The organism is Phenylobacterium sp., assembly GCF_036264965.1.
Lineage (GTDB): Bacteria > Pseudomonadota > Alphaproteobacteria > Caulobacterales > Caulobacteraceae > Phenylobacterium.
In genome coordinates this window covers 11,091-33,986 of record NZ_DATAPY010000099.1, presented here as the reverse complement: position 1 = coordinate 33,986, position 22,896 = coordinate 11,091, and the positions used below count along the sequence as shown (strand labels likewise).

Below are 22,896 nucleotides of genomic sequence, written 5' to 3'. Positions count from 1 at the left end.
CGAACGCCCATCTGCAATCCCATGGCCTACGACAGTGCTGAGTGGCCCGACGAGCCGCTCGATCCCTATTCCGCCCAGGTCGTCCACGCCTTCGAGACCGTCGGACCCGCCGTCGTCCACATCGCCGCGCGCCAGCCGAGCGGGCGCGGCGGGACGGGCTCCGGCGTGATCTTCGCTCCGGATGGCTACCTGATCACCAACAGCCACGTGGTGTCCGGCGCCGCCGAGCTGACCGCCTCGCTGACCGACGGGCGCAGCCTGCCGGCGCGGCTGGTCGGCGACGACCCGGCCACCGACCTCGCAGTCCTCAGGCTGGAGGCCAGCGGCCTGCCGCACGCGGCCTTCGGCTCGTCATCGCGCTTAAGGGTCGGCCAGCTGGCGATCGCCATCGGCAATCCCCTGGGCTTCCAGGCGACGGTCACCGCCGGGATCGTCAGCGCACTCGGCCGCACGCTACGCTCGCCGAACGGCCGGCTGATCGAGAGCGTCGTGCAGACCGACGCGCCGCTGAACCCCGGCAACTCCGGCGGCGCGCTCGCCGACGGGCGTGGCCGGGTGATCGGCATCAACACCGCCATCGTCGGCGGCGCCCAGGGCCTGTGCTTCGCCATCGGCGCCGACACGGTCGTGGACGTCACCACCCGCCTCATGCGCGACGGCAAGGTGCGCCGCACCCGCCTGGGCCTGGGCGGCCAGACGACCATGCTGGACGCCCGCCTGGCCGCTCGACTGCGCCGGGAAGGCTCGGCGGTGATGATCAGCGAGATTGAGGCCGACGGACCGGCGGCCCGCGCCGGACTGGCAGCCGGGGATGTGATCCTGGATTTCGGCGAGGCGCCGGTGCTGTCGGTGGACGACCTGCATCGCAGGCTGACCGCCGAGCTGGCGGGCCGGCCGGTCCCGGTGCGGGTGATGCGCGGAGCGCACATCCTGAGCTTCGATCTGCTCCCCCTCCTCGACGCCTGACCACGACCTGGCCTGGCGTTGGGGTGCGCCTACCGCCCAAAAGGCGAAGGCCCGCGGCGCTAACCGCGGGCCTTCATGGTGGAGCTAAGCGGAGTCGAACCGCTGACCTCTTGAATGCCATTCAAGCGCTCTACCAGCTGAGCTATAGCCCCATTCCCCCACTCAAGGAGGGGTCTCGGGTCTTCCCTCAGGCCGGGGCCGTCAGGAAGGCGCGGAACCTATTCAAACCCTCCGGCGCGATCAACCCTGCTGATAGGGCTTTTTCGTCGCGCCGGACTTTAACCCGTCCTAGCGGTCGTCTTCACCCTCGCCCGGCAGGCCTTCGATCTCGGTCTCGTCAAACTCGTCGTCCTCGTCCTCTTCCAGGAACGGCACGTCGGCGTCGTCCTCGACTTCTTCCTCGTCGGTGAACTCGCCCAGGTCCTCGGAGACGGCGGGCGCGGGTTCCGCGTCCTCATCGTCGTCGGCGGCCAGCACGGGGTCGTCGATGACCTCGTCCAGCTCCGGGGTGACGACTTCTTCTTCCTCTTCTTCGTCCTCGGCCTCGGCGTCGTCCTTCACCTGATCTTCGCGCTCTTCCTCGGCTTCCGGCTCCGGCACGACGGTGCGGGCGCGGACGCGGCGGTTGCGGACCGCTTCGTCAGGGTCGAATTCGTGGTCGCACTTGGGGCAATGGGCCGGGCGCTTGGCCAGGTCGTAGAACTTCGCTTGGCAGTTGGGGCAGACTTGCTTGGAGCCCAGTTCGGGATTGGCCAAAGGCGATGATCCTTAAACGTGTATTTGGGGGCGGTTCGGAAGGCGGGCTCCCTTGCCACGCACGAGGGCGGCTGTCAAAAGCAATCCCCCTCGTTGAAACCGCAAGCCCTCGGAGGCTCGTTTCCTAAAGATGACGGTGACCCAGTTGGTCGCCAAGCGCGCCGGCGGTCTGACCGGGACCGTGCGCGCGCCGGGGGACAAATCCATTTCGCACCGCGCGCTCATCCTGGGCGCGCTGGCGCATGGCGTGACCGAGGTCGAGGGCTTGCTCGAAGGCGAGGACGTCAAGCGCACGGCCGCCGCCATGGCGGCCTTCGGCGCGACCGTCGAACGCCTCGGCGAGGGCCGCTGGCGCGTCGAGGGCCAGGGCGGCTTTTCCGAGCCCGCCGACGTCGTGGACTGCGGCAACGCCGGCACCGGGGTTCGGCTGATCATGGGCGCCGCGTCCGGGTTCGACATGGCCGCGACCTTTACCGGCGACGCCTCCCTGCGCGGCCGGCCGATGAACCGGGTGCTGAAGCCCCTGGGCGAAATGGGCGCGAGCTGGATCTGCCGGGCCGGCGGACGTCTGCCGCTGACGTTGCAGGGCGGCGGGTTGAAACGCATCGCCTACGTGCTGCCCGAACCCTCGGCCCAGGTGAAGTCCGCCGTGCTGCTGGCCGCCCTGCATGCCGACGGCGGCGCCGAGGTCATCGAGCCGGAGGCCACCCGCGACCACACCGAGCGCATGCTGCGGGCCTTCGGCGTCCAGGTGGCCGTGCATGAAGAGGGCGCGCGCCGGCGCATCGTGCTGCCCGGCGCCCAGAAGCTCTCCGGGACGAACGTGCGCGTGCCGGGCGACCCGTCCTCGGCGGCCTTCCCGTTGGTGGCGGCCCTGATCACCCCCGGCTCGGTGGTGACCGTCGAGGGGATGCTGCTGAACCCCTTGCGCATCGGCCTCCTGGAGACCCTGGGCGAGATGGGCGCCGACCTCTCCGTCGCCAATGTGCGCGAGGAGGGCGGCGAGACCGTCGCCGACGTCACCGCCCGCTATTCCGAACTGACCGGTGTCGAGGTGCCGCCGGAACGAGCGCCTTCGATGATCGACGAATATCCGATCCTGGCCGTCGCCGCCGCCTTCGCCGACGGCCCCACCGCCATGCGCGGCATCGGCGAGATGCGGGTCAAGGAAAGCGACCGCATCGCGCTGATGGCGGCGGGTCTTTCAGCCTGCGGCGTCGCCGTCGAGGAAGGCCCGGACAGCCTCACCGTAGTCGGCGCGGTGCGCGCGAACCACGGCGTCAAAGGCGGCGCGAAGGTCATCACCCACGGCGACCACCGCATCGCCATGAGCCACCTGATCCTCGGCCTCGCCTCCGCCGAGCCCGTCGCCGTCGACGAACCCGGCATGATCGCCACCAGCTTCCCCGAATTCCTCCCCCTCATGCGCGGCCTCGGCGCGGAGATTTCGGAATGAGCCTCAAGATTCCCGCTCATCCCGGCGAAGGCCGGGACCCAGATGGCGTAGCTCAGATGTGGGTTCTCCGGGGTCTGAGCTCTTCCAACCCGCCACCCAGCTATGAGATCTGGGTCCCGGCCTTCGCCGGGATGAGCGGCGTTGGGTTTGAGCCCAAGCCATGAGTCTCCGCGAGAAGCCCCCCTTCGTCATCGCCGTCGACGGCCCGGCGGCCTCGGGCAAGGGCACCATCGCCACTGGGCTGGGCGAGGCCTTCGACCTGCCGGTGCTGGACACCGGCCTGCTCTACCGCTGTGTCGGCGTCCTGATGCAGAAGGCCGGCGAGGATCTCGACGACCAGGCGGCGGCGGCTTGTGCGGCGGCCCTGCTGACTGCCGACCAGCTGGACGATCCGGCGCTGCGCACCCGTGAGGCCGGCGAGGCGGCCAGCCGCGTGGCGGTGCATCCGCGCGTGCGCGGCGCCTTGATGGACTTCCAGCGGACCTTCGCCGAGCAGGATGGCGGCTCGGTGCTGGACGGGCGCGACATCGGCACGGTCATCGCCCCGGATGCGCCCGCCAAGCTCTTCGTCACCGCCCGGCCGGAGGTCCGCGCCGAGCGCCGCTGGAAGCAGCTTTTCGCCCAGGGCGAGGCGGTGAGCTACGAAGACGTGCTGGCCGACATCCGCCGCCGCGACGCCCGCGATGGCGGCCGCGACGCCGCGCCGATGAAGCCCGCGGCCGACGCGGTCTTGCTGGATACCTCTGAAATGACTATAGACCACGCCGCCGATGCGGCCCGCCGCATCGTCGAGGCGGCGCGTGCCAAGTGGATTTCCTCCACCTAGCAAATCCAACACGCCATTCCCTCGAACGGCCGCGGGCAGAATTTCACCAGCGCTATGGGGCCATCCCCTTGCGCCTTCGGTTCAACCCTTAACCCGACGTGGGGTGACTGTCCGACGGCCTGATGGGCCGCGCGGGGCCTCCGTCATTCGATACGAAAGAACATTATGGCTGACGATATGAGTATGAACCCGACGCGCGACGATTTCTCCGCGCTGTTGGACGAGTCGATGGGCGGCCGCGACTTCATGGAAGGTCAGGTTGTCCAGGGCAAGGTCGTGGCGATCGAGAAGGACATCGCGATCATCGACGTCGGTCTGAAGACCGAAGGCCGCGTCTCGCTGAAGGAGTTCGGCGAGGAAGAGGGCAAGGCCCCGATCAAGGTCGGCGACACCGTCGAGGTGTTCCTGGAACGCGTCGAAAACGCCATGGGCGAAGCCGTCCTGTCGCGCGACAAGGCCCGCCGCGAGGAAGCCTGGACCCGCCTGGAAGCCGTCTACGAGCGTAACGAGCCGGTCATGGGCGCCATCGTCGGCCGTGTGAAGGGCGGCTTCACCGTCGACCTCGGCGGCGCCTCGGCCTTCCTGCCGGGCTCCCAGGTCGACATCCGCCCCGTCCGCGACGTCGGCCCGCTGATGGGCCGCGAACAACCGTTCGCGATTCTAAAAATGGACAGGCCCCGGGGGAACATTGTTGTCTCCCGTCGCGCGATCCTCGAGGAAGCCCGCGCCGAACAGCGCACCGAGCTGGTCTCCCAGCTGCAGGAAGGCGAAGTCCGCGAAGGCGTGGTCAAGAACATCACCGACTACGGCGCGTTCGTGGACCTGGGCGGCATCGACGGCCTGCTGCACGTGACCGATATGAGTTGGAAGCGCGTCAACCACCCGAGCCAGGTCCTGGCGGTCGGCGACACGGTCAAGGTGCAGATCGTCAAGATCAACCCGGACACGCAACGCATCAGCCTCGGCATGAAGCAGCTGCAGTCCGACCCGTGGGACGGCGTGGAGGCCAAATACCCGGTGGGCGCCAAGTTCACCGGCCGCATCACCAACATCACCGACTACGGCGCCTTCGTGGAGCTGGAGCCCGGTGTGGAAGGTCTCGTCCACGTCTCCGAAATGTCCTGGACCAAGAAGAACGTCCATCCCGGGAAGATCGTCTCGACCTCGCAGGAAGTCGAAGTGGTCGTCCTGGACGTCGATCCGTCCAAGCGCCGCGTGTCGCTGGGCCTCAAGCAGGCCATGGCCAATCCGTGGGACGCCTTCCTGGCGGCTCACCCGGTCGGTTCGACCGTCGAGGGCGAAGTCAAGAACGCCACCGAGTTCGGCCTGTTCATCGGCCTCGACAACGACATCGACGGCATGGTGCACCTCTCCGACCTCGACTGGGCGGCGCCCGGCGAGGAAGCCATCGCCAAGTACAACAAGGGCGACATGGTCAAGGCCAAGGTGCTCGACGTGGACGTCGAGAAGGAGCGCATCTCGCTTGGCATCAAGCAGCTGGCCGGCGACCCGATGCAGGGCGACACCTACCGCAAGGGCCAGACGGTCACCGTGCAGGTCACCGAGATCACCTCGGGCGGCATCGAAGTGAAGTTCGGCGAGGACGAAGCGCCGATGACGGCCTTCATCCGCAAGTCGGACCTCTCCCGCGACCGTGCGGACCAGCGGCCGGAACGGTTCGCCGTCGGCGACCGCCTGGACGCCCAGATCGCCAATGTCGACAAGGCCGCGCGCCGCGTGTCCCTGTCGGTGAAGGCCCTGGAAATGGCCGAGGAAAAGGAAGCCATCGAGAAGTTCGGCGCTTCGGACAGCGGCGCTTCGCTCGGCGACATCCTGGGCGCGGCCCTGCGCGAGAAGGCCCAAAAGGACTAAGTTCCGACGCCCTCACGGCTTAGGAAAGAGCGGCGGATCGGGTGACCGGTCCGCCGTTTTCTTTTTGCACAGCGGTCCTATCGTAAGGCGATGCGCCGGCCTGGCGCGGCAGGAGCGGCTCGTTTGTCCTTGCGTCTTTTTCTCTGCGCGTTGTTTGCGGCCGTCGCCGCTTCCTTGCCAGCCCGCGCCGCCGACCGGCCGATCTATGCGCCGCCCGCCGCCTGGGTGAATGTCGCCGAGATCCCGCCGCCGCCGTCCGTCGACGGCGCGCCCGCCATCCAAGTCTTGCTGGACGACCACCAGAGCCGCCTCGACCCCGCCGGCGACGCCTATTACGCGCGCCAGGTCGTCAAGATCCTCAAGCCCGAGGGTCTGGCGAGCGTGAAGTCGATCGGCGCGATCTGGAGCCCGGACACCGAGACCGTCACCTTCCACACCCTGAGCATCATCCGCGACGGAAAGGTCATCGACCTGCTCGCCGATCATGACGCCATGCTGGTGCTCCGCCGGGAGACAAACCTCGAGCAGGCGAGCCTCGACGGGCGGATCACCGCGTCGCGGCAGATCGACGGCCTGCAGACCGGCGACATTCTCGACTTCGCCATCACCCGCACCCATGCCGACCCGGTGCTGAAGGGGCATTCCTTCGATGTCGAACGCCTGGGCTTCAGCGGGGCCATCGGCCGCTACCGCGCCGTCGTCTCGTGGCCCAAGGGCGAGCCGGTGATCTGGAAGGCGACCGCAGGCTTCGGCGACCCCGCCGTCAGCGACAAGGACGGCCGCATCACGATCAGCCTCGACAAGACTGAGATCCAGGCGCCCAAGGCGCCGATCAACGCACCACTTCGCTTCCGCCGGGTCGGACAGCTCCAGACCACCAGCTTCAAGAGCTGGGACGAGATCTCCAGGCTGATGGCGCCGCTCTACGCCAAAGCCTCCGACATCGCCAAGACCTCGCCGATCAAGGCTGAGGCCGACGCCATCGCGGCCAGGACCACCGATCCCAAGGCGCGCGCTTTCGCCGCCCTGCAGCTGGTCGAGGAAAAGACCCGCTACTTCTTCATCGGCATGGGCGAGGGCGGCTATGTGCCGGCCAACGCCGACGACACCTGGGCGCGGCGGTTCGGCGACTGCAAGGCGAAGACGGCGCTGCTGCTGTCGCTGCTCAAGGCGCTGAACGTCGACGCCGAGCCGGTGCTGGTCAATCTCGGCGCGGGCGACGGGATCGACGAGTTGCCGCCGTCCCTGTCGGCTTTCAACCACGTCATCGTGCGCGTGACGATCGCGGGCAAGTCCTACTGGCTCGACGGCACCCGCGCGGGCGACACCAACCCCCAGGCCATGCAGGCGCCGCCGCACAAGTGGGGCCTGCCCGTGCGGTCGGCCGGCGCCGGCCTGGAACAGATCGTCGAGCCGCAGATCACGGTGCCGACCGTGGACACCCTCCTGCGACTGGACGCCTCGAAGGGCCTGGATGAAAAGGCCGCCGCCCAGTATCGGATCACCTTCTCCGGCATTCTCGCGACCTCGATGCGCTCGATGGTCGCGCGCACGCCGCGGGCCGATTTCGAGCGCGCGCTGCGCCAGCAATTCGGCAATGTCGCCGGCGGCCTGGACATCGATCAGGTCGCCTGGCGCGACGATCCGGTGAAGGACCTCTTCACCCTGGAGATCACCGGCGCCAACGACATGGACTGGCGCAAGAACCAGGATGTGGGCGTGCGGGAATACCGCGTCGGGTCCGGCGCCGTTCCGCGCCTCTTCCCGCGTCGCGAGCCGGGGCCGAACCGCGATGCGCCCTTCGCCATCAACTATCCGTCCTTCACCCGCTCGCGGACCGAGATTCTCCTGCCAGACGGCGGCAAGGGCTACAGCGTTCGCGGCCCGAACGGGATCGAGCATGTGGCGGGCCTGGAAATCGTCTCAACCGCGGAGATTCAAGGCGGCGTCGCCAGCTTCACCGTCAATCAGCGTGCGATGACGCCGGAGGTTTCCTCGAAGGACGCCGAGGCGGCCAATGTCGAAATCCGCAAGCTGCGCGATGTGGACACCCTGGTGCGCGCGCCGGCCTGAGGCGCGCTTGGGAGTGCAGGATCGCCAAGAGGCAGCCTTGGGTTGTATGGCGCGATAAGAAACAAGCGCTGCCATTGCGCCGCATAAACCCTTTTTACGCCTTGAATACAAAGGCGGACTCGACCATGGTCAGCCCGGTTCCAGGGGGCCGCATGATCAAATCTGAGCTGATCGCCAAACTCGCCGAAGAGAACCCGCACCTGACGCAGCGTGACATCGAGCGCGTCGTCAGTGTGGTTCTCGAGCGCATGATCCAGGCGCTGGAAACCGGCGGCCGGGTGGAATTGCGCGGTTTCGGCGCGCTTTCGGTCCGTTCGCGCGACGCGCGCGCCGGCCGCAACCCGCGCACCGGCGAGCCGGTGGATGTGCGGGCCAAGCACGTTCCCTTCTTCAAAAGCGGCAAGGAGCTGCGGGAACGCCTCAATCTCACCGACGACTAGGTTTCTGGCGAATAGGGTCCTGTCATGAGTGAGCCGGCCAAGACGAAGCAGACGATCTTCGGCGAATTCCGCGAGTTCATCGCCCGCGGCAATGTGATCGACTTGGCCGTCGGCGTGATCATCGGCGCGGCCTTCAACGACATCGTCAAGGGCCTGGTCGACAATGTCGTCATGCCGCCGATCGGCCTGCTGCTCAGCGGCGTCGACTTCTCGCAGATGAAGTTTGTGCTGAAAGCCGCCGACCCGGCGAAGAAAGCCGCCGAGGTGGCCATCCAGTACGGCCTGTTCTTCAACACCCTGATCAAGTTCGTGATCGTCGCCTGGGTGGTGTTCCTACTGGTCAAGGGCGTCAACGCGATCCGCCGCCGCGACGCCGCGACGCCGCCTGCGGCCCCGCCGGCGCCGACGCCGCAGGAGCTGCTGCTGACCGAAATCCGCGATCTGCTGAAGAGCCGCTAAGGCCGGCAGCCGCCTCGGCCCACTGAACGCGAACGCCTACAAGCCCTATGTCTGCGACCGACGTCACCGCCGAAGTTGCGCCGCCGCCCTGGGCCGCGGCTTTGTTCGCGCGGCGGTTGGTTCCCCTGAGCGACAGCGCCTCGGCGCCGGTCTGGGGGCTGGAGGATGACCAGATCGCCGGCCGCATCTCGGAGCAGTTCACCGCCAGCGCCGGTGAGTACCACGCGCGCTACGCCGCCAGCGCACACTTCCAGGGCCTGTTCGAGCAGACGATCCGCAAGCTCGGCCTGACCATCCCCGAGGCGCCGCTGATCTTCGACATGGGTTCCGGCTCTGGCGTCAACTCGATCGTCCCCTGCTTCAACCTGTTCCCCGGCGCGCGGCAGGTGGCCAGCGATCTTTCGGGCGAGCTACTCGCCATCCTGGCCGCCTACGCCGCCGACGAGGGTCTCTCCGACCGCGTGATCTGCGTGGTCATGGATGCTATGGGCAAGAACGTGGCGCGCGAGCAGTTCGACCTGGTGACCGGAGCCTCCATCCTGCACCACCTGACCCATCCCACCATGGGCCTGCAGGCCGCGGCCCGGGCGTTGAAACCCGGCGGCCAGGCGATCTTCTTCGAGCCGTTCGACGGTTACGGCCTGATGCGGCTGGCCTATGAGCGGATCCTGGCGGAGGCCGACCTGCGCCGCGCTCCGCTCGATCCCGCCGTCGAGCAGGTCCTGCGCGCCATGATCGACGACATCGCCGCGCGCACCAGCCTGGACCGCCAGTCGCGCCAGTTCGCCGAGCTGGACGACAAGTGGCTGTTCTCGCGGGACTATATGGAGATCGCCGGGCGGGACTGCGGGTTCGCGAACGTCCGCCTCCTGTCCCACAACAACCACACCACGCTCTACCGCGACGTGGCCCACGTGCAGCTGCGGCTGGGTAGCGGCCAGGAGGGCCTGACCTTCCCGCAGTGGGCGATCGATATCCTCGACAGCTTCGACCGCGCCATGCCCCAGCTCACCAAGAACGGCTTCATGATGGAAGGCTCCGTTGTCCTGACCAAGGCGGCGTGATGCTTCGCCCTTGCGGGGATGGCCTCCAGCCCCCTAATCCCCGCTCATGGGCGTCCAGACCAAGATCTGCGGGATCAGCACCCCCGAGGCCGTGATCGCGGCTCTGGAGGGCGGCGCGGCGTTCCTCGGCTTCGTCTTCTTCGAGAAGAGCCCTCGCAACATCGCCCCTGACGCGGCCTGGCGGCTGGCGCAGCCGGTGCGCGGCAAGGCCCAGGTCGTGGCCCTGCTGGTGGACCCCAGCGACGCCGATGTGGACCGCATTGCCCAGACCCTCAAGCCCGACCTCATCCAGCTGCACGGCCAGGAAACGCCGGCCCGCGCTCGCGCCGTTGGCCAACGCGCGGGCGCGGGGGTCATCAAGGTCCAGCCGGTGTCGGAGGCGGCCGACCTCGACGCGGCGCGCGAGTTCGAGACCGTGGTGGAGCACCTGATGTTCGAGACCAAGCCGCCGAAGGACGCCGAGCGGCCCGGCGGCCATGGGAAGCCCTTCGACTGGACGCTGATGGCGGGGCGGCGCTTTCAACGCCCCTGGTTCCTGGCCGGCGGCCTCGATCCCTGGAACGTCGCCGACGCGGTGCAGCAGTCCGGTGCGCCCCTGCTGGACGTTTCCTCTGGCGTGGAGCGCGGTCCCGGACTAAAGGACCCCGCCCTGATCGCCGCGTTCCTCGACGCCGCAAAACGCGCCTGAAGTCAAAACCCCAAAGACGCCCAGTGAACGCGCCCTCAAATCCTTCGCCTGTCCGGCCCAACGATTATTCGGCCTATCCCGACGCCCATGGGCGATTCGGCGACTATGGCGGCCAGTACGTGCCCGAGACGCTTATGCCGCTGGTCCATGAGCTGGACGCGGCCTATGCGGCGGCGAAGGCCGACGCGGGCTTCCAGGCCGAGCTGGCCAGTTTCCTGACCCACTACGTCGGCCGCCCGAGCCCGCTCTATTTCGCCGAGCGGCTCACCGCCCACTACGGCGGAGCGAAGATCTATCTGAAGCGCGAGGAGCTGAATCACACCGGCTCGCACAAGATCAACAACTGCATGGGCCAGATCCTGCTGGCCCGCCGCATGGGCAAGACCCGGATCATCGCCGAGACCGGCGCCGGTCAGCATGGGGTGGCCACGGCCACGGTCTGCGCCCGCTTCGGCCTGCCCTGCGTGGTCTACATGGGCGCCGTCGATGTTGAGCGGCAGAAGCCCAACGTCTTCCGGATGAACCTCCTAGGCGCGGAAGTCCGCCCCGTGACGTCCGGCTCGGCGACGCTCAAGGACGCCATGAACGAGGCGCTCCGCGACTGGGTCACCAATGTCGACGACACCTACTATCTGATCGGCTCGGCGGCGGGCATGCACCCCTATCCGGTCATGGTCCGCGATTTCCAGTCGATCATCGGCCGCGAGGTCCGCGAGCAGATCCTGGAAGCCGAAGGCCGCCTCCCGGACGCGGTCGTGGCCTGCGTCGGCGGCGGATCGAACGCCATCGGCCTCTTCCATCCCTTCCTGAATGACGCCGACGTGAAGATCTTCGGCGTCGAGGCGGCGGGCGAGGGCCTGGCGACCGGCCGTCACGCCGCGGCGATCAATGGCGGGCGCCCCGGCGTCCTGCACGGCAACATGACCTACCTGCTGCAGGACCGGGACGGCCAGATCGAGGAGGCGCATTCGATCTCCGCCGGCCTCGACTATCCCGGCATCGGCCCCGAGCACGCCTGGCTGCACGACGTCGGCCGCGCCACTTATCTGTCGGCCACCGACACGGAGTCCCTGAACGCCTTCAGCCTGTTAGCCGAGCTGGAAGGCATCCTGCCGGCCATCGAAAGCGCCCATGCGCTCGCCCGCCTGCCGGAGATCGTCAAGGAGGTCGGCAAGGACGGGATCGTGGTGCTGAACCTCTCCGGCCGCGGCGACAAGGACGTGGCTGCCGTCGCCGCCCATCTGGGGATGGAGATTTGAGCAAGGCCCGTATCGACGCCCGCTTCGCCGCGCTGAAGGCCGAGGGCCGCGCGGCCTTCGTGGCCTATGTGATGGCCGGCGACCCCGACGCCGCGACCGCCGCCAAGATCCTTGAGGGTCTGCCCGCTGCTGGCGCCGACCTGATCGAGCTCGGCTTCCCGTTCTCCGATCCTATGGCGGAGGGCCCGCCGATCCAGCGCGCGGCGCAACGGGCGCTGAAGGCCGGCATGACGCTTTCGGGCGTGTTCGATCTCGCGCGCGGCTTCCGCGCCGCCGACGCGACGACACCGCTGATCCTGATGGGCTACATGAACCTGATCGTCACCCGCGGCATCGAGGCCTTCGCCCGCGACGCCGCCGACGCCGGGGTCGACGGGGTGATCGTCGTCGACTGCCCGCCGGAGGAGGCCGGGCCGCTGGCCGACGCCCTGGACGCGGCCCAGGTCTCGCTGATCCGGCTGGCCACGCCGACCAGCGACGATATGCGCCTCAAGACCATTGTTCGCCGCACGTCGGGTTTCGTCTATTACGTCTCCGTGGCGGGCGTGACGGGGGTCAAGGAAGCTGATGCGGCCGAGGTCGCGCCGCATGTGGCGCGGGTTCGTGCGGCGTCCGGGCTTCCGGTCGCCGTCGGTTTCGGCATCAAGACCCCGGAACGCGCCGCAGCGATCGCTCGCGTTGCGGACGCGGCGGTGGTGGGGTCCGCGCTTGTGGACGAAATCGCCGAAGCAGTGGAGATGAACGAAGACGTGACCCAGCGGGTTCTTTCCAAAGTGAGTTCCTTGGCTAAGGCTGTGCGCTCGGCGCGAGTCGGCCAAACGACGGTCTAGAACCATGGCGATGGCTGATCAGAGAAACGACAAACCCGGCCGCCCGACGCCTGCGCCCAAGGAGCGGACCGGCTGGCTGTCGCGCATTGCGCCCGGCGTGCGGAACGCCTTTTCCAAGCGCGAGACGCCGGAAAACCTCTGGGTGAAATGCCCCGACACCGGGGAGATGATCTATCGCCCCGACCTGGAAGCCGCGCTCTGGGTGACGCCCAGCGGCCACCACATGCGGATCGGGGCGGCCGCCCGCCTGCGCTACACCTTCGACGACGGCAAGTTCGAGCGCATCGCTTCGCCCGTCGTCGCCGATGACCCGCTGAAATTCCCCGACGTGAAGTCCTATCCCGACCGCCTGAAGGCCGCCCGCAAGGCGAGCGGCGAGCAGGACGCTCTGGCCATCGGCTACGGCAATATCCAGGGCCAGCCTGTCTTGGTGGCCGTGCAGGACTTCGCCTTCATGGGCGGGTCGCTGTCGATGGCGGTGGGCGAGGCCTTCATCAAGGCCGCCCAGGAAGCCGTGAAACGCGAGGTCCCCTTCGTGATCTTTACCGCCGCGGGCGGCGCGCGGATGCAGGAGGGGACGCTGTCCCTGATGCAGATGGCGCGCACGACGCTGGCGCTGAACGAGGTCAAGGCCGCGGGCCTGCCCTATTTGGTGGTGCTGACCGACCCGACCACGGGCGGGGTGATGGCTTCCTACGCCATGCTGGGCGACGTCCACCTGGCCGAGCCCAATGCGCTGATCGGCTTTGCCGGCCGGCGCGTGATCGAGCAGACCATCCGCGAGACCCTGCCGGCGGGCTTCCAGCGCGCCGAGTTCCTGATGGAGCGCGGCATGGTCGACAAGGTGGTGACCCGCGCCGAACTGCCGGGGGTGCTGGGCTCGATCCTCAAGACCCTGATGATGGGGCGCGCCCAACTTCCCGCCGCCTGATGTGACCCCCCCAAGTTTGGACAAGGGCGTCGATCACGACCCGATCCGCGCCTCGGATGCGGTAATCCAGCGCCTCCGCGCCAACCACCCGACCCTGATCGACCTGACGACCGGGCGCGTCGAGCGCCTGCTGGCCGCGCTGGGCCATCCCGAACGCCGCCTGCCGCCGGTGATCCATGTGGCCGGCACCAATGGCAAGGGCTCGACCGTCGCCTACCTGCGCGCCATCGCCGAGGCGCAGGGCCTGAGAGTCCACGCCATCACCTCGCCGCATCTGGTGCGCTTCGCCGAGCGGATCCGCATCGCGGGCAAGCTGATCACCGACGCCCAGCTGGACGACCTCACCGATCGGGTCGAGGCCGCCAACGCCGGCGAGCCAATCAGCTTCTTCGAGATCACCACGGTCCTGGCGCTGGAGGCCTTCGCCGAGACCCCGGCCGACATCTGCCTGGTGGAGGTGGGCCTGGGCGGCCGCTTCGACGCCACCAACGTCTTCGACGCCCCGGCGGTCAGCGTGATCACGCCCGTCGACTACGACCATCTGGAGATGCTGGGCCCCGAGCTCGGGAAGATCGCCTGGGAGAAGGCCGGGATCATCAAGCGCGGCCGCCCCGTCGTCGTCGCCCGCCAGCCGGACGAGGCGCTGGAAGCCATCGAGCGCGAGGCCGACGACCGCATGGCGCCGCTGTTCCTGATGGGCCGCGACTTCGACGCCTGGGAAGAACGCGGCCGGCTGATGGTGCAGATGCCCGACCGGCTGCTGGACCTGCCGGCCCCCAGCCTGTTCGGCGGCTATCAGTTCGACAATGCGGGCCTCGCCGTGGCCGCGGCGCTCACCTTCAACCACGACCTCGGCGAGGACGACCTGGGCCGCGGCGTCTCCTCGACCGTCTGGCCGGCGCGGTTCCAGCGCCTGACCAAGGGCCCGCTGGCGGCGCTGGCCAAGGCGCGGGGCTCGGACCTGTGGCTGGACGGCGGCCACAATCCGCACGCGGGCCGCGCCCTGGCCGAGGCCGCCTCGCGCCTGGTGGACCGCGACCCGCGGCCCCTGGTGCTGGTGGCCGGGATGTTCGCGCGGAAGGACGCCGAGGGCTACTTCCGGCCCTTCGCCGAGATGCACCCGAAGGTCTTCACTACCACCTTCGAGTCCGACATGGCCGCGACGCCGGGCGATCTCGCCAAAGCCGCGCGCCTGGCCGGGATAGACGCCACGCCTGTGCCGGATGTCACCGAGGGCGTTCGCAAAGCCCTGGATGGCTCCGGCCCGGCCCCACACGTGCTGATCTGCGGCGGCCTGCACTTCGCCGGCGAAGTCCTGGCCATGAGCCCGGAGACGTGGCCGACGTAACCCTTCCCTCCCCGTCTGGGGCTACCGGATTCACACATCTAAATAGAATGAGTGCTTTCAGTGGCTTACCGGAGACCAACAAGTCCGTACACTGAGAGTCCGTGCTGGGCAGGTTGTCTTGAAACGATTGAGCATTTTCCGCCTAGCAGGCCGGAACTCGGACCTCAGCGGGGAGATGTGTGAATGCCGTAGCCGTCTGGGGAGGGTGGCGACCCCGGCCTTGATCCGGGGGAGACGGGTGGGGAAGTGCGGATCAGAGTGCGGAGTCAGCGCTTGAACGCGATTTCCCCACCCTGGCCGCGAAGCGGCCTGTCCCTCCCCACTAAGGGGAGGGAAGTCAAACCTACGCGGCCGCGGCGACGCCGGCTTCGTTCAGCCATTCCAGGATCTTCTGCTTGGGCATGGCGCCGACCTTCATGGAGGCCATCTGGCCGTCCTTGAAGAGCATCATGGTGGGGATGCCGCGCACGCCGTAGCGCGAGGGCGTGGTCGGGCTTTCTTCGATGTTCAGCTTGGCGATGGTGACGTTGGCGCCCAGCTCGGCCGCGATCTGCTCGAGGGCGGGGGCGATCTGCTTGCAGGGGCCGCACCACTCCGCCCAGAAGTCGACGAGGACGGGGCCGGCGGCCTGCAGGACGTCCTTTTCGAAGGATTCGTCGGTGACCTTCACGGTGCTCATGAAATTCTCCTTGCGCGTCAGCGGTTTCCGAACGTGGAGCCGACGCATCTCGATCCGCCGATGTAGGAGCGGGTCGCCCTGGTATCAACCTCAACCGGCAAGCTCGGCAAGCGCTTTCGCCAGCAGGTTTTCTGGGACGGGCATCAGCTTCGGCCCGTCGGTCCAGACCAGCGCCGCCTCGACCGTCCTGCCGGGGAAAACGTCGCGCAGCACGGCGGCGTAGATCGCCATCTGGCGCAGGTAGGCCGGATCGGTCGCCTCGATGGCGTCGGGCGAGGGCCGGTTGGTTTTGAAGTCGACAACCAATATCTGGCCGGGCAGCGCCACTAGGCGGTCGATGCGGCCGCTGATCTTCAGGCCGGGCGGCAGGCCGGCGGCGGAGCCGGCGATCGCCACCTCGGAGCGGCTGCCCGGCCCGAACACCTCGGCGAAGCGGGGATCTTCCAGGACGGAGAGGGCCGCGGCGGCCATCTCCCCGCGCTGGGCGGGCGTCAGGTCGCGTTCGCGGGCCAGCAGGGCCTCCGCGCCCGCCGCCCATTCGCCGGGCGCCAGGTCTGGCAGCACCTGCAGCAGTCGGTGGATCAGGTCGCCGCGCCGGAACCGGCCCAGCCCGCCGACCGCGGACAGCGGGGATGGCGCGGGCGCACGGGCGTCTTCGCCCAGATCGGAGGGCGAGGCGTAGCGGGCGAAAGCCTCCGCGGGCGGCGCCGTGGCGGTCCAGGCGGGCAGGGCTGTGCTCGCAGCTTTGGCGGCGCCGGCGCGACCCAGCACGCGGGGATCCGGCCCGAAGCGCTGGAATTCCAGGCCCTCGCTGGCGACCGTTCGCACGCCCGGCGCAATGTCGGCGTGGACCAGGGCGTCGCGCACCGCGCCCCACCAGCCGGCCAGCTTGGCCGGGTCCGTGCGCTCTGACCGTCGGCCGCAGAGCACCAGCCGGTCGCGCGCCCGCGTCAGGGCCACATAGAGCAGCCGATAGGCCTCGGCCTCGTCGCGTTGGCTGCGGGCCTCGCGCGCCCTGGCGGTGGCTTCGCAGTCGCGGGCGCCGGACGAACACCACAGGAAGCCCTCATCGCCGGGATTGCCGGCCCGCATCAGCGGTGAGCCGCGGGCGGTCTGGGTCAGGGTGGTCTCCGGCAGGAACACGATCGGCGCCTCCAGGCCCTTGGCGCCGTGTGCGGTCATCACGCGGACCTCACGCCGCTCGGCCTCCATCTCGCGCTTGACGGTGATGTCGAGGCCGGCGAGCTCGGCGGCCAGGCGTTCCAGGTCGTGGACGCCGCGCGCCTCGGCGGCCAGCACCTGGTTCAGGAACTCGTCCAGCGCGTCCTGCGCCTCCGCGCCCAGGCGGCGCAGCAGACGCTGGCGCATGGAATGGCCGTCCGCGCCCCTGGCGCCCAGCCGCCGGGCGTAGAATTCGAAGGGCCGCTGCTGGCCGGCCTCGGCCCGGGCGTCGGCCAGGAACGCGTGCGCCTCGGCCCAGTCGGGCCGCTCATCCGCGCGCCGTTGCAGCCGGTCCCACAGGCTCTCGCCCTTGCGGCCATGCGCCAGGGCGTAGAGCGCATCGTCGTCCAGGCCGCAGAACGGGCTCTTCAGCAGAGCCGCCAGAGTCAGCTCGTCGCCGGGGAACAGCGCGAAGCGGGCGAGCGCGGTCAGGTCGTCGAAGACGATGTGCTCGGAGAGCGCCAGCCGGTCGGCGCCGGCCACGGGGATGTCCGCATGCTTCAGGGCCCGCAGGATCTCCTCGAACAGGGCGCGGCGGCGGCGGACCAGGATCAGCACGTCGCCGGCGTGGGCCGGCCGCCAGGCCCTCTCGTCCTTGTCGAACACCGCCTCGCCGCGGGCGATCAGCGCCTTGATCTCGGCGGCGATGCGCCGCGCCAGGCGGCGGTTGGCGCCGTCCTCCGGCTCGGCGTCGAGCGGCGCGTCCCAGGCCTCGCGCTCCTCGCCCTTGGCCTCGACCTCCAGCGGCCAGATGTCGACGCAGCCGGCGTGGTCGGCGCGCTCGGCCTTGTGGACGACGGGCTCCGGCTCTTCGCGCGGCTGGATCGCCCCCGCAAGCGTCGGCGGCGAGAACACCGCGTCCACGAAGCTCAGCACCTGTGGCGTCGAGCGCCAGGAGCTCATCAGGTCGACGCGCTCGAACCGGAACCCCGCGCCGGTCGCCCGGTCGCGATGGAACTCGAACTTACGCAGCAGAAGCTCCGGCCGCGCGCCCTGGAAGGAGTAGATCGACTGCTTCTCGTCGCCGACCACGAACATGTCGCGCGCGCGGGTCTCGCCGCGGACACCCGCGCCGGAGAAGAACTCCTCGGTCAGCGAATCGACGATAGTCCACTGGTCCGGCGCGGTGTCCTGCGCCTCGTCCACCAGGATGTGGTCGATGCCGCCGTCGAGCTTGTAGAGCACCCAGGACGCCGCCGGCCGGTCGCGCAACAAATGGCAGGTCTTCTCGATCAGGTCCGCGAAGTCGAGCGCGCCCGCCGCATCTTTCTCCAGGCGGTAGGCGGTCAGGTAGGCGTTGGCGAGCGTCAGGACGTGGCTGGTGTCGACGGCGATGGTCGCCGCGCGGATACGCTGGCGGGCCAGTTCCAGGCGCGCCTGCTCGGCTAGCAGCTTCAGCCGCAGGCCCTCATGCGCCTTCAGGCCGCTGGTCTTGCCGATCCACTTGACCCCGTCGCCCTCGCCGCCCTGGGTGAAGAAGATCGCCAGGGCCTGGTCGACGGTTGCGCCCGGATCGGCGGCCACCGTGGCGAGCTGGCCGCCGTACTTCTGGTCGGTCGCCGTACCCAGACGCAGGACATCGGCGGCCTCGCGCCAAAGGCTCCGGTCCATCTGCGCCATGGCTTCGGCGCCGATCGCTTCGGGGTCGGACCCGCGGGTGACGTCCACCGCCCGCCACACCCAGCCGATCGCGCCCTCCAGCCCGCCTTCGCGGCCCAGGAAGTCGGCCAGCGCCCCGCGGCGGGCCTCGAAGTCGGCGAACATCGCCTGGAAGCTCTGGAAGTCGAGCGCCACCGACATCCGGGCATAGGCGTCGGCGACCTCCCCGGCGCTGACCAACGCCAGGCCCGCCACTGTGCGCCGCGCGGCCTGCGCCACGGCAGCCGAGGCGGAATCGTCCATTACCCGGAAGCCCGGCGAAACGCCGGCCTCCAGCGGGAAGCGCCGCAGCAGCTTTTCGCAGAAGGCGTGGATGGTCTGGATTTTCAGCCCGCCCGGTGTCTCCAGCGCCTGGGCGAACAGGCTGCGGGCCGTGGAGAGCTCGGCGGCGTCGAAGGGGCGGTCCTCAAGCGCGCTGAGCCTGGCGGCCAGGTCCGCATCGGGCGCCACCGACCAGTCGCCCAGCACCTCGAACAGCCGCCGCTGCATCTCCGACGCCGCGGCCTTGGTGTAGGTGACGCAGAGGATGGTCTCCGGCTTGGCGCCGGCCAGCAACAGCCGCGCCACCCGGTCGATCAGGGTCTTGGTCTTGCCCGACCCCGCGTTGGCGGTGACGAAGGCCGACAGGCCGGGATCGGCGGCGATGCGTTGTGGATCGCCAAGCGTGGTCTGCGGATCGAGCAGGTCGAGCGTCATTCTTCGCCCTCCTCGCCGCTGGTGGACCATTCGAAGACGCGCGCCAGGTGGTCGTAGTCGCTGACGCGGGCCTTCACGAACTGCGGGGCCACGCGCGACAGGTAGGGCTGGCCCGGACTGTCGAAGCGGGCGACCAGCTCGGCCAGGCCCGCCAGCGCCTTGGCGGCGGCCTCGGCGCTCTCGTCGCCGGCCAGCGCGCGGATCTCGACCTTGCCGGCGGGTTTGCGGCCGGTGATCTCCAGATAGGTCAGGTCGCCAGGCTCCAGCCTGCCCAGCTCCGGGAAGCCGCCCGCCTGCAGGATGGCGGCGGTCAGCGTCAGCTGCGGCGAAAATCCGGTGGCGACTTCCTTCTTCGACGGCGCCTTGCCGGTCTTGTAGTCGAGGATGTGGCCATAGCCCTCGGCGGTCGCCTCGATCCGGTCGGCGCGGGCGGTGACCTTGAAGGGGCCGGCGGGCGCGCTGATCGTCCGCTCGCCTTTCAGCTCCACATGGATGGTGCGGCCATCGCGCCGTTCGTGTTCCAGATCGGCGACCCATTCGGCCGCCTCCACGGCCAGAGCCGCCTCGCGCGCCATGGCCTCGTGCGGCAGGCCGGCCCTCTCCAGCTCTTCCAGATAGAGGCTCGCGAAGGTCGCGGCGGCGTCCGGTGGCAGGTCGGCGGGATAGGCCTCGGCGAACCGCTCGAAGGCCGCGTGGATCGCCGTGCCGCGGGCCCGGGCGTCGGCGGTTTCGTCCGGGCGGTTCAGCGGGTAGAGCCGTAGGATGTCGCGCGCCCAGACGGCGTAGGGGTCGCGGGTCAGGCTCTCGATGCGGGTTACCGCCAACTCGCGGGGGCGGTCGGCGACCGGTGGGCGGGGCGCGGGACGCTTGGCTGGGCTGTAGCCGTCCGGCGCATCGACGTTGCGGGCCCAGGCCAGGACCTCGGGCCGCTCCGGGATCGCCAGGCCCGCACCGCGCGCCAGGGTCTCCAGCCGCCAGAGCCAGCGGGACTTCACCGACGGCGCGCCCTCGCGGCGCTCGGTGTGCAGCAGGATCACCTCCGGCGCGCACGCCGCCTGGGCGAAGTCGTGGGCGGCGAGGCCGATGCGCCGCTCCGGCGAGGGCAGGCCCAGGGTCTCGCGCATGGGCCGCGACAGGAAGGGGTCGAGCGCCGCGCCGCCGGGCCACACGCCCTCTTCCAGGCCGGCGACCACCAGCCGGTCGGCGCGCACCAGCCGGGCCTCGATGGCGCCCAGGATGCGCAGGCGCGGATGGGTCGCGCCGCCGGAGCGCACGGTCTCGCCGTCCATCAGCCGCGATAGCAGGTCGGCGAAGCCGCGCTCGGTCACCTGCGGCAGGTCGCCGCCGTCCTGCACCAGGGCGCTCAGCAGGCGCGACATGGCCTCGCCGCCATGCCCGGCCCACAGTTCGTCCTCGCCACCGGCCGCCAGGGCTTCCATGGCCGCCGCCGTGCGCCGTGCGGCCTGCGCCGGCGAGTCCAGCTCGTCCGGCCAGCCGAGGCCCTCGACGATCGCCTCCAGCCGTTCGGCCAGGGGCAGGGCCTCGGGCGCCTCGGCGAGCCGCGCCTTGAGTTCGTCCCAGCTCCGCGGTCGCGGACCGCGCAGGGCCAGGCGTTCCAGCGTTTCGCTGGGCCCCAGGCGGGAGAACGGGTGCTTCAGCAGGCCGAGCAGGGTCACCGGATCCAGCGGATCGACGGCGGCGCGGGCGGCGAGCCCGGCCAAAGCCCCGCAGCGACAGCCGGCCAGGCTCTCGCCCACCGAGCTGTCGGGGATCACGCCCCAGCGGGCCAGCTTGGCGGTCACCCGCCGCGCCAGCACCTGGTCGGGGGTCACCAGGGCCGCGGTCCGGGCGGGCGTCTCCAGCGCCTCGCGCAGCAGCAGCGCCGTGGCCGTGGCGGCCTCCTCCTCGGTCCGCGCGCTGACCAGGGACAGCCCTTTCAGACCCTCGGCGATGGGATCGACGCCGTCCCTGGCGCCTTCCTTTCGGAGCGCCGCGATGACCTGCAGCCAGTCGGCGGTCTCTTCCGCAGGCCGCAGGGCCTCATTGACGATCCGGCGGCGCCAGCGGCCGGCGGACTCGGCGCTGATCGAGGCGGGCCAGAGCTCGACCTCAGCCTTGGCGATCCCGGCCTGTTCCAGCAGCCGCCGCAGCGCGCCTTGCGGGTGCTGGACGTCCACCTTGGCCCAGGCCTTGTCGGCGAGGTTCTGGTCGAGCCCGGGCAACACGACGCAGCCGCGCGGCGCCTGGGCGACGGCGATCAAGAGTTCGCGGGTGGCCTTGGCGGTGCCGGTCGAGCCCGCGGCCACCAGCACGCCCTTCGGCGGGTTGGCGGTCCAGACGGCGGCGAGACGGCGCAGCAGCCGCACGCGACGCTCGCTGACGTCGACGACGCCCAGCGCCTCCAGCCGCTTCGGCCAGGCGGTCAGCGCCGCCTCCAGGAAACCGCGCGAGACCTGCCAGTGCTCGGCCAGTTCGGCGTCCACCAGGCCGGCCAGCCGGTCGCCGACCTCAACCTCCTCGATCTGCAGGCCATCGAAGAAGCGCCCCAGGGCGTCAGCCAGGTCCAGGGCGGCCGAGGCCGTCGCGAAGCCGCCGGGCAGCAGGGCCGCGAGTTCCGCCACCAGCCGGGTCAGCTCGAAGCGCCGCTTCAGGGGGTCGATCGCCGCGGGCAGGTCCAGCGCCAGGTCGCCGGGCTCGAAGGGCGGCTCGCCGGCCTCCAGGTCGCCCAGCGGCCGCATCTGCGGCGGCAGGATCGCCCGGCCTCCGGCGGCGTGGAGGAAGGCGTCGCTCAACGCCCGTGCGCCGCGCCGGGTGGGCGTCAGGATGACCGCGTCGGCCAGGGCCTCAGGCCCGTCGCCCGCCAGCAGATCGAACAGGCCCTGGGCCAGGTCTTCGGCGAACGGCCGCTGCGCCGGGATATTGTACCAGCGCGGCCCCGCTCCATCGAAGAGCCCGCTCACCCCACCCGGGCCTCCACGCCCGAACCGAGCCTGGCTTCCGTCGCGTCGCGCGCGGCCGGGTCGCCGACGTGCATCCAGAAGGCCTCCATGGCCAGGCCGTAGAGCCGTCCTTCAGCCTGCAGCCGATGCCAGATGGGAACGATCGAGAAGGCGGCGTCCGTCTGCCCGTCGAGGATCTGCGGCTTCAGGATGCCGAAGCCGACATTGGCGAAGGGCGTCACCACATCCGGTGAGGCCGAGTGGGTCAGCCGACCCTCGGCGTCCATTAGGAAGCCCTGCGGGCCCTCGAAGCCGATGCCGTGGCCGCGGGCGACCAGCAGCAGCAGCAGGTCCATCCGCGCCGGGTCCCAAGTCTGCTTCAGGGCCTCCAGCGCAGGCGTTCCGCTTTCCAGCCACAGCGAGTCGATGTTGGCGACGAAGATCGGGTTCTCGCCCAGCAGACGGCGCGCGTGCTGGATGCCGCCGCCGGAATCCAGCAGGCCGGCGCGCTCGTCGGAGATCAGGATTTCCAGGTCGTGGCGGGCGGCCAGGTGCGCCTCTACCTGCTCGGCGAAGTGGTGGACATTGACCACCGCGCGCGTCACGCCGGCGTCGCGCAGCTTGTCCAGCACCCGGTCGATCAGGGCGCGGCCGGCCACCGGGATCAGCGCCTTGGGCCGGTCATCGGTCAGCGGGCGCATGCGGGTGCCGAGGCCCGCGGCCAGCACCATCGC

The 22,896-nt window shown here is 69.8% G+C and carries 18 protein-coding genes and 1 tRNA gene; 13 read left to right on the top strand and 6 right to left on the bottom strand.

Annotated elements, in window-relative coordinates:
- Nucleotides 1–21: 21 nt before the first annotated feature.
- Nucleotides 22–966: a S1C family serine protease gene (locus VHS75_RS12645; RefSeq protein WP_329638975.1), complete on the top strand. Its 945-nt coding sequence runs from the start codon at nt 22–24 to the stop codon at nt 964–966.
- 76 nt (nt 967–1,042) lie between these two features.
- Here the strand turns inward: VHS75_RS12645 and VHS75_RS12640 are convergent.
- A tRNA-Ala gene (locus VHS75_RS12640) sits at nt 1,043–1,118 on the bottom strand.
- A 136-nt stretch (nt 1,119–1,254) separates the two neighbouring features.
- Nucleotides 1,255–1,722 carry a TIGR02300 family protein gene (locus VHS75_RS12635; RefSeq protein WP_329638974.1) on the bottom strand — a complete coding sequence of 156 codons (468 nt, stop codon included), beginning with the start codon at nt 1,720–1,722 and terminating at the stop codon, nt 1,255–1,257.
- A gap of 130 nt (nt 1,723–1,852) precedes the next feature.
- On the opposite strand from VHS75_RS12635, the gene aroA reads away from it, so the two are divergent.
- From aroA to VHS75_RS12575, 12 genes are all read left to right on the top strand, one after another.
- The gene (gene aroA / locus VHS75_RS12630) at nt 1,853–3,178 is read left to right on the top strand and encodes a 3-phosphoshikimate 1-carboxyvinyltransferase (protein ID WP_329638973.1); all 1,326 of its coding nucleotides are present in this window, start codon (nt 1,853–1,855) and stop codon (nt 3,176–3,178) included.
- Nucleotides 3,179–3,338: 160 nt separating this feature from the next.
- The gene (cmk, locus tag VHS75_RS12625) at nt 3,339–4,004 is read left to right on the top strand and encodes a (d)CMP kinase (RefSeq protein WP_329638972.1); all 666 of its coding nucleotides are present in this window, start codon (nt 3,339–3,341) and stop codon (nt 4,002–4,004) included.
- Between the two features lie 165 nt (nt 4,005–4,169).
- Nucleotides 4,170–5,876, top strand: coding sequence for a 30S ribosomal protein S1 (gene rpsA, locus VHS75_RS12620; protein WP_329638971.1), 1,707 nt, complete (start codon nt 4,170–4,172; stop codon nt 5,874–5,876).
- Between the two features lie 129 nt (nt 5,877–6,005).
- Complete coding sequence (locus tag VHS75_RS12615) at nt 6,006–7,949, top strand: DUF3857 domain-containing protein (protein WP_329638970.1); 1,944 nt, start codon at nt 6,006–6,008, stop codon at nt 7,947–7,949.
- A gap of 152 nt (nt 7,950–8,101) precedes the next feature.
- Complete coding sequence (locus VHS75_RS12610) at nt 8,102–8,389, top strand: integration host factor subunit beta (RefSeq protein ID WP_324359687.1); 288 nt, start codon at nt 8,102–8,104, stop codon at nt 8,387–8,389.
- A 24-nt stretch (nt 8,390–8,413) separates the two neighbouring features.
- Complete coding sequence (gene mscL, locus VHS75_RS12605) at nt 8,414–8,848, top strand: large-conductance mechanosensitive channel protein MscL (RefSeq protein ID WP_329638969.1); 435 nt, start codon at nt 8,414–8,416, stop codon at nt 8,846–8,848.
- Between the two features lie 47 nt (nt 8,849–8,895).
- Complete coding sequence (locus VHS75_RS12600) at nt 8,896–9,912, top strand: class I SAM-dependent methyltransferase (RefSeq protein ID WP_329638968.1); 1,017 nt, start codon at nt 8,896–8,898, stop codon at nt 9,910–9,912.
- A 46-nt stretch (nt 9,913–9,958) separates the two neighbouring features.
- On the top strand, nt 9,959–10,600 hold the full coding sequence (locus VHS75_RS12595) for a phosphoribosylanthranilate isomerase (protein WP_329638967.1): 642 nt from the start codon (nt 9,959–9,961) through the stop codon (nt 10,598–10,600).
- Nucleotides 10,601–10,623: 23 nt separating this feature from the next.
- Complete coding sequence (gene trpB / locus VHS75_RS12590) at nt 10,624–11,859, top strand: tryptophan synthase subunit beta (protein ID WP_329638966.1); 1,236 nt, start codon at nt 10,624–10,626, stop codon at nt 11,857–11,859.
- On the top strand, nt 11,856–12,689 hold the full coding sequence (gene trpA / locus VHS75_RS12585) for a tryptophan synthase subunit alpha (protein WP_329638965.1): 834 nt from the start codon (nt 11,856–11,858) through the stop codon (nt 12,687–12,689). Before trpB ends, trpA begins: the two co-directional genes overlap by 4 nt.
- Before the next feature lie 4 nt (nt 12,690–12,693).
- Nucleotides 12,694–13,620, top strand: coding sequence for an acetyl-CoA carboxylase, carboxyltransferase subunit beta (accD, locus tag VHS75_RS12580; RefSeq protein WP_329638964.1), 927 nt, complete (start codon nt 12,694–12,696; stop codon nt 13,618–13,620).
- Between the two features lie 16 nt (nt 13,621–13,636).
- A complete protein-coding gene (locus VHS75_RS12575; RefSeq protein ID WP_329638963.1) occupies nt 13,637–14,968 on the top strand; it encodes a folylpolyglutamate synthase/dihydrofolate synthase family protein in 1,332 nt (443 codons plus the stop codon).
- 343 nt (nt 14,969–15,311) lie between these two features.
- Here VHS75_RS12575 and trxA read toward each other — a convergent pair whose 3' ends face one another.
- The 4 genes from trxA to VHS75_RS12555 form a co-directional block, all read right to left on the bottom strand.
- A complete protein-coding gene (gene trxA / locus VHS75_RS12570; RefSeq protein ID WP_293371184.1) occupies nt 15,312–15,647 on the bottom strand; it encodes a thioredoxin in 336 nt (111 codons plus the stop codon).
- Between the two features lie 90 nt (nt 15,648–15,737).
- The gene (gene addA, locus VHS75_RS12565) at nt 15,738–19,223 is read right to left on the bottom strand and encodes a double-strand break repair helicase AddA (RefSeq protein WP_329638962.1); all 3,486 of its coding nucleotides are present in this window, start codon (nt 19,221–19,223) and stop codon (nt 15,738–15,740) included.
- A complete protein-coding gene (gene addB, locus VHS75_RS12560) occupies nt 19,220–22,183 on the bottom strand; it encodes a double-strand break repair protein AddB (protein ID WP_329638961.1) in 2,964 nt (987 codons plus the stop codon). The genes addA and addB overlap by 4 nt, the downstream gene beginning before the upstream one ends.
- Nucleotides 22,180–22,893 (bottom strand): nucleotidyltransferase family protein, encoded by a 714-nt coding sequence (locus VHS75_RS12555; protein ID WP_329639004.1) that lies wholly within the window; start codon nt 22,891–22,893, stop codon nt 22,180–22,182. Before VHS75_RS12555 ends, addB begins: the two co-directional genes overlap by 4 nt.
- Nucleotides 22,894–22,896: the final 3 nt, after the last annotated feature.

Excerpts from the sequence above, each read along its gene's own strand:
- VHS75_RS12645 (WP_329638975.1), top strand. The coding sequence starts at position 22 with ATGGCCTACGACAGTGCTGAGTGGCCCGACGAGCCGCTCGATCCCTAT.
- aroA (WP_329638973.1), top strand. The coding sequence starts at position 1,853 with ATGACGGTGACCCAGTTGGTCGCCAAGCGCGCCGGCGGTCTGACCGGG.
- cmk (WP_329638972.1), top strand. The coding sequence starts at position 3,339 with ATGAGTCTCCGCGAGAAGCCCCCCTTCGTCATCGCCGTCGACGGCCCG.
- rpsA (WP_329638971.1), top strand. The coding sequence starts at position 4,170 with ATGGCTGACGATATGAGTATGAACCCGACGCGCGACGATTTCTCCGCG.
- VHS75_RS12610 (WP_324359687.1), top strand. The coding sequence starts at position 8,102 with ATGATCAAATCTGAGCTGATCGCCAAACTCGCCGAAGAGAACCCGCAC.
- mscL (WP_329638969.1), top strand. The coding sequence starts at position 8,414 with ATGAGTGAGCCGGCCAAGACGAAGCAGACGATCTTCGGCGAATTCCGC.
- VHS75_RS12600 (WP_329638968.1), top strand. The coding sequence starts at position 8,896 with ATGTCTGCGACCGACGTCACCGCCGAAGTTGCGCCGCCGCCCTGGGCC.
- VHS75_RS12595 (WP_329638967.1), top strand. The coding sequence starts at position 9,959 with ATGGGCGTCCAGACCAAGATCTGCGGGATCAGCACCCCCGAGGCCGTG.
- accD (WP_329638964.1), top strand. The coding sequence starts at position 12,694 with ATGGCGATGGCTGATCAGAGAAACGACAAACCCGGCCGCCCGACGCCT.
- trxA (WP_293371184.1), bottom strand. The coding sequence starts at position 15,647 with ATGAGCACCGTGAAGGTCACCGACGAATCCTTCGAAAAGGACGTCCTG.
- addA (WP_329638962.1), bottom strand. The coding sequence starts at position 19,223 with ATGACGCTCGACCTGCTCGATCCGCAGACCACGCTTGGCGATCCACAA.
- VHS75_RS12555 (WP_329639004.1), bottom strand. The coding sequence starts at position 22,893 with ATGGTGCTGGCCGCGGGCCTCGGCACCCGCATGCGCCCGCTGACCGAT.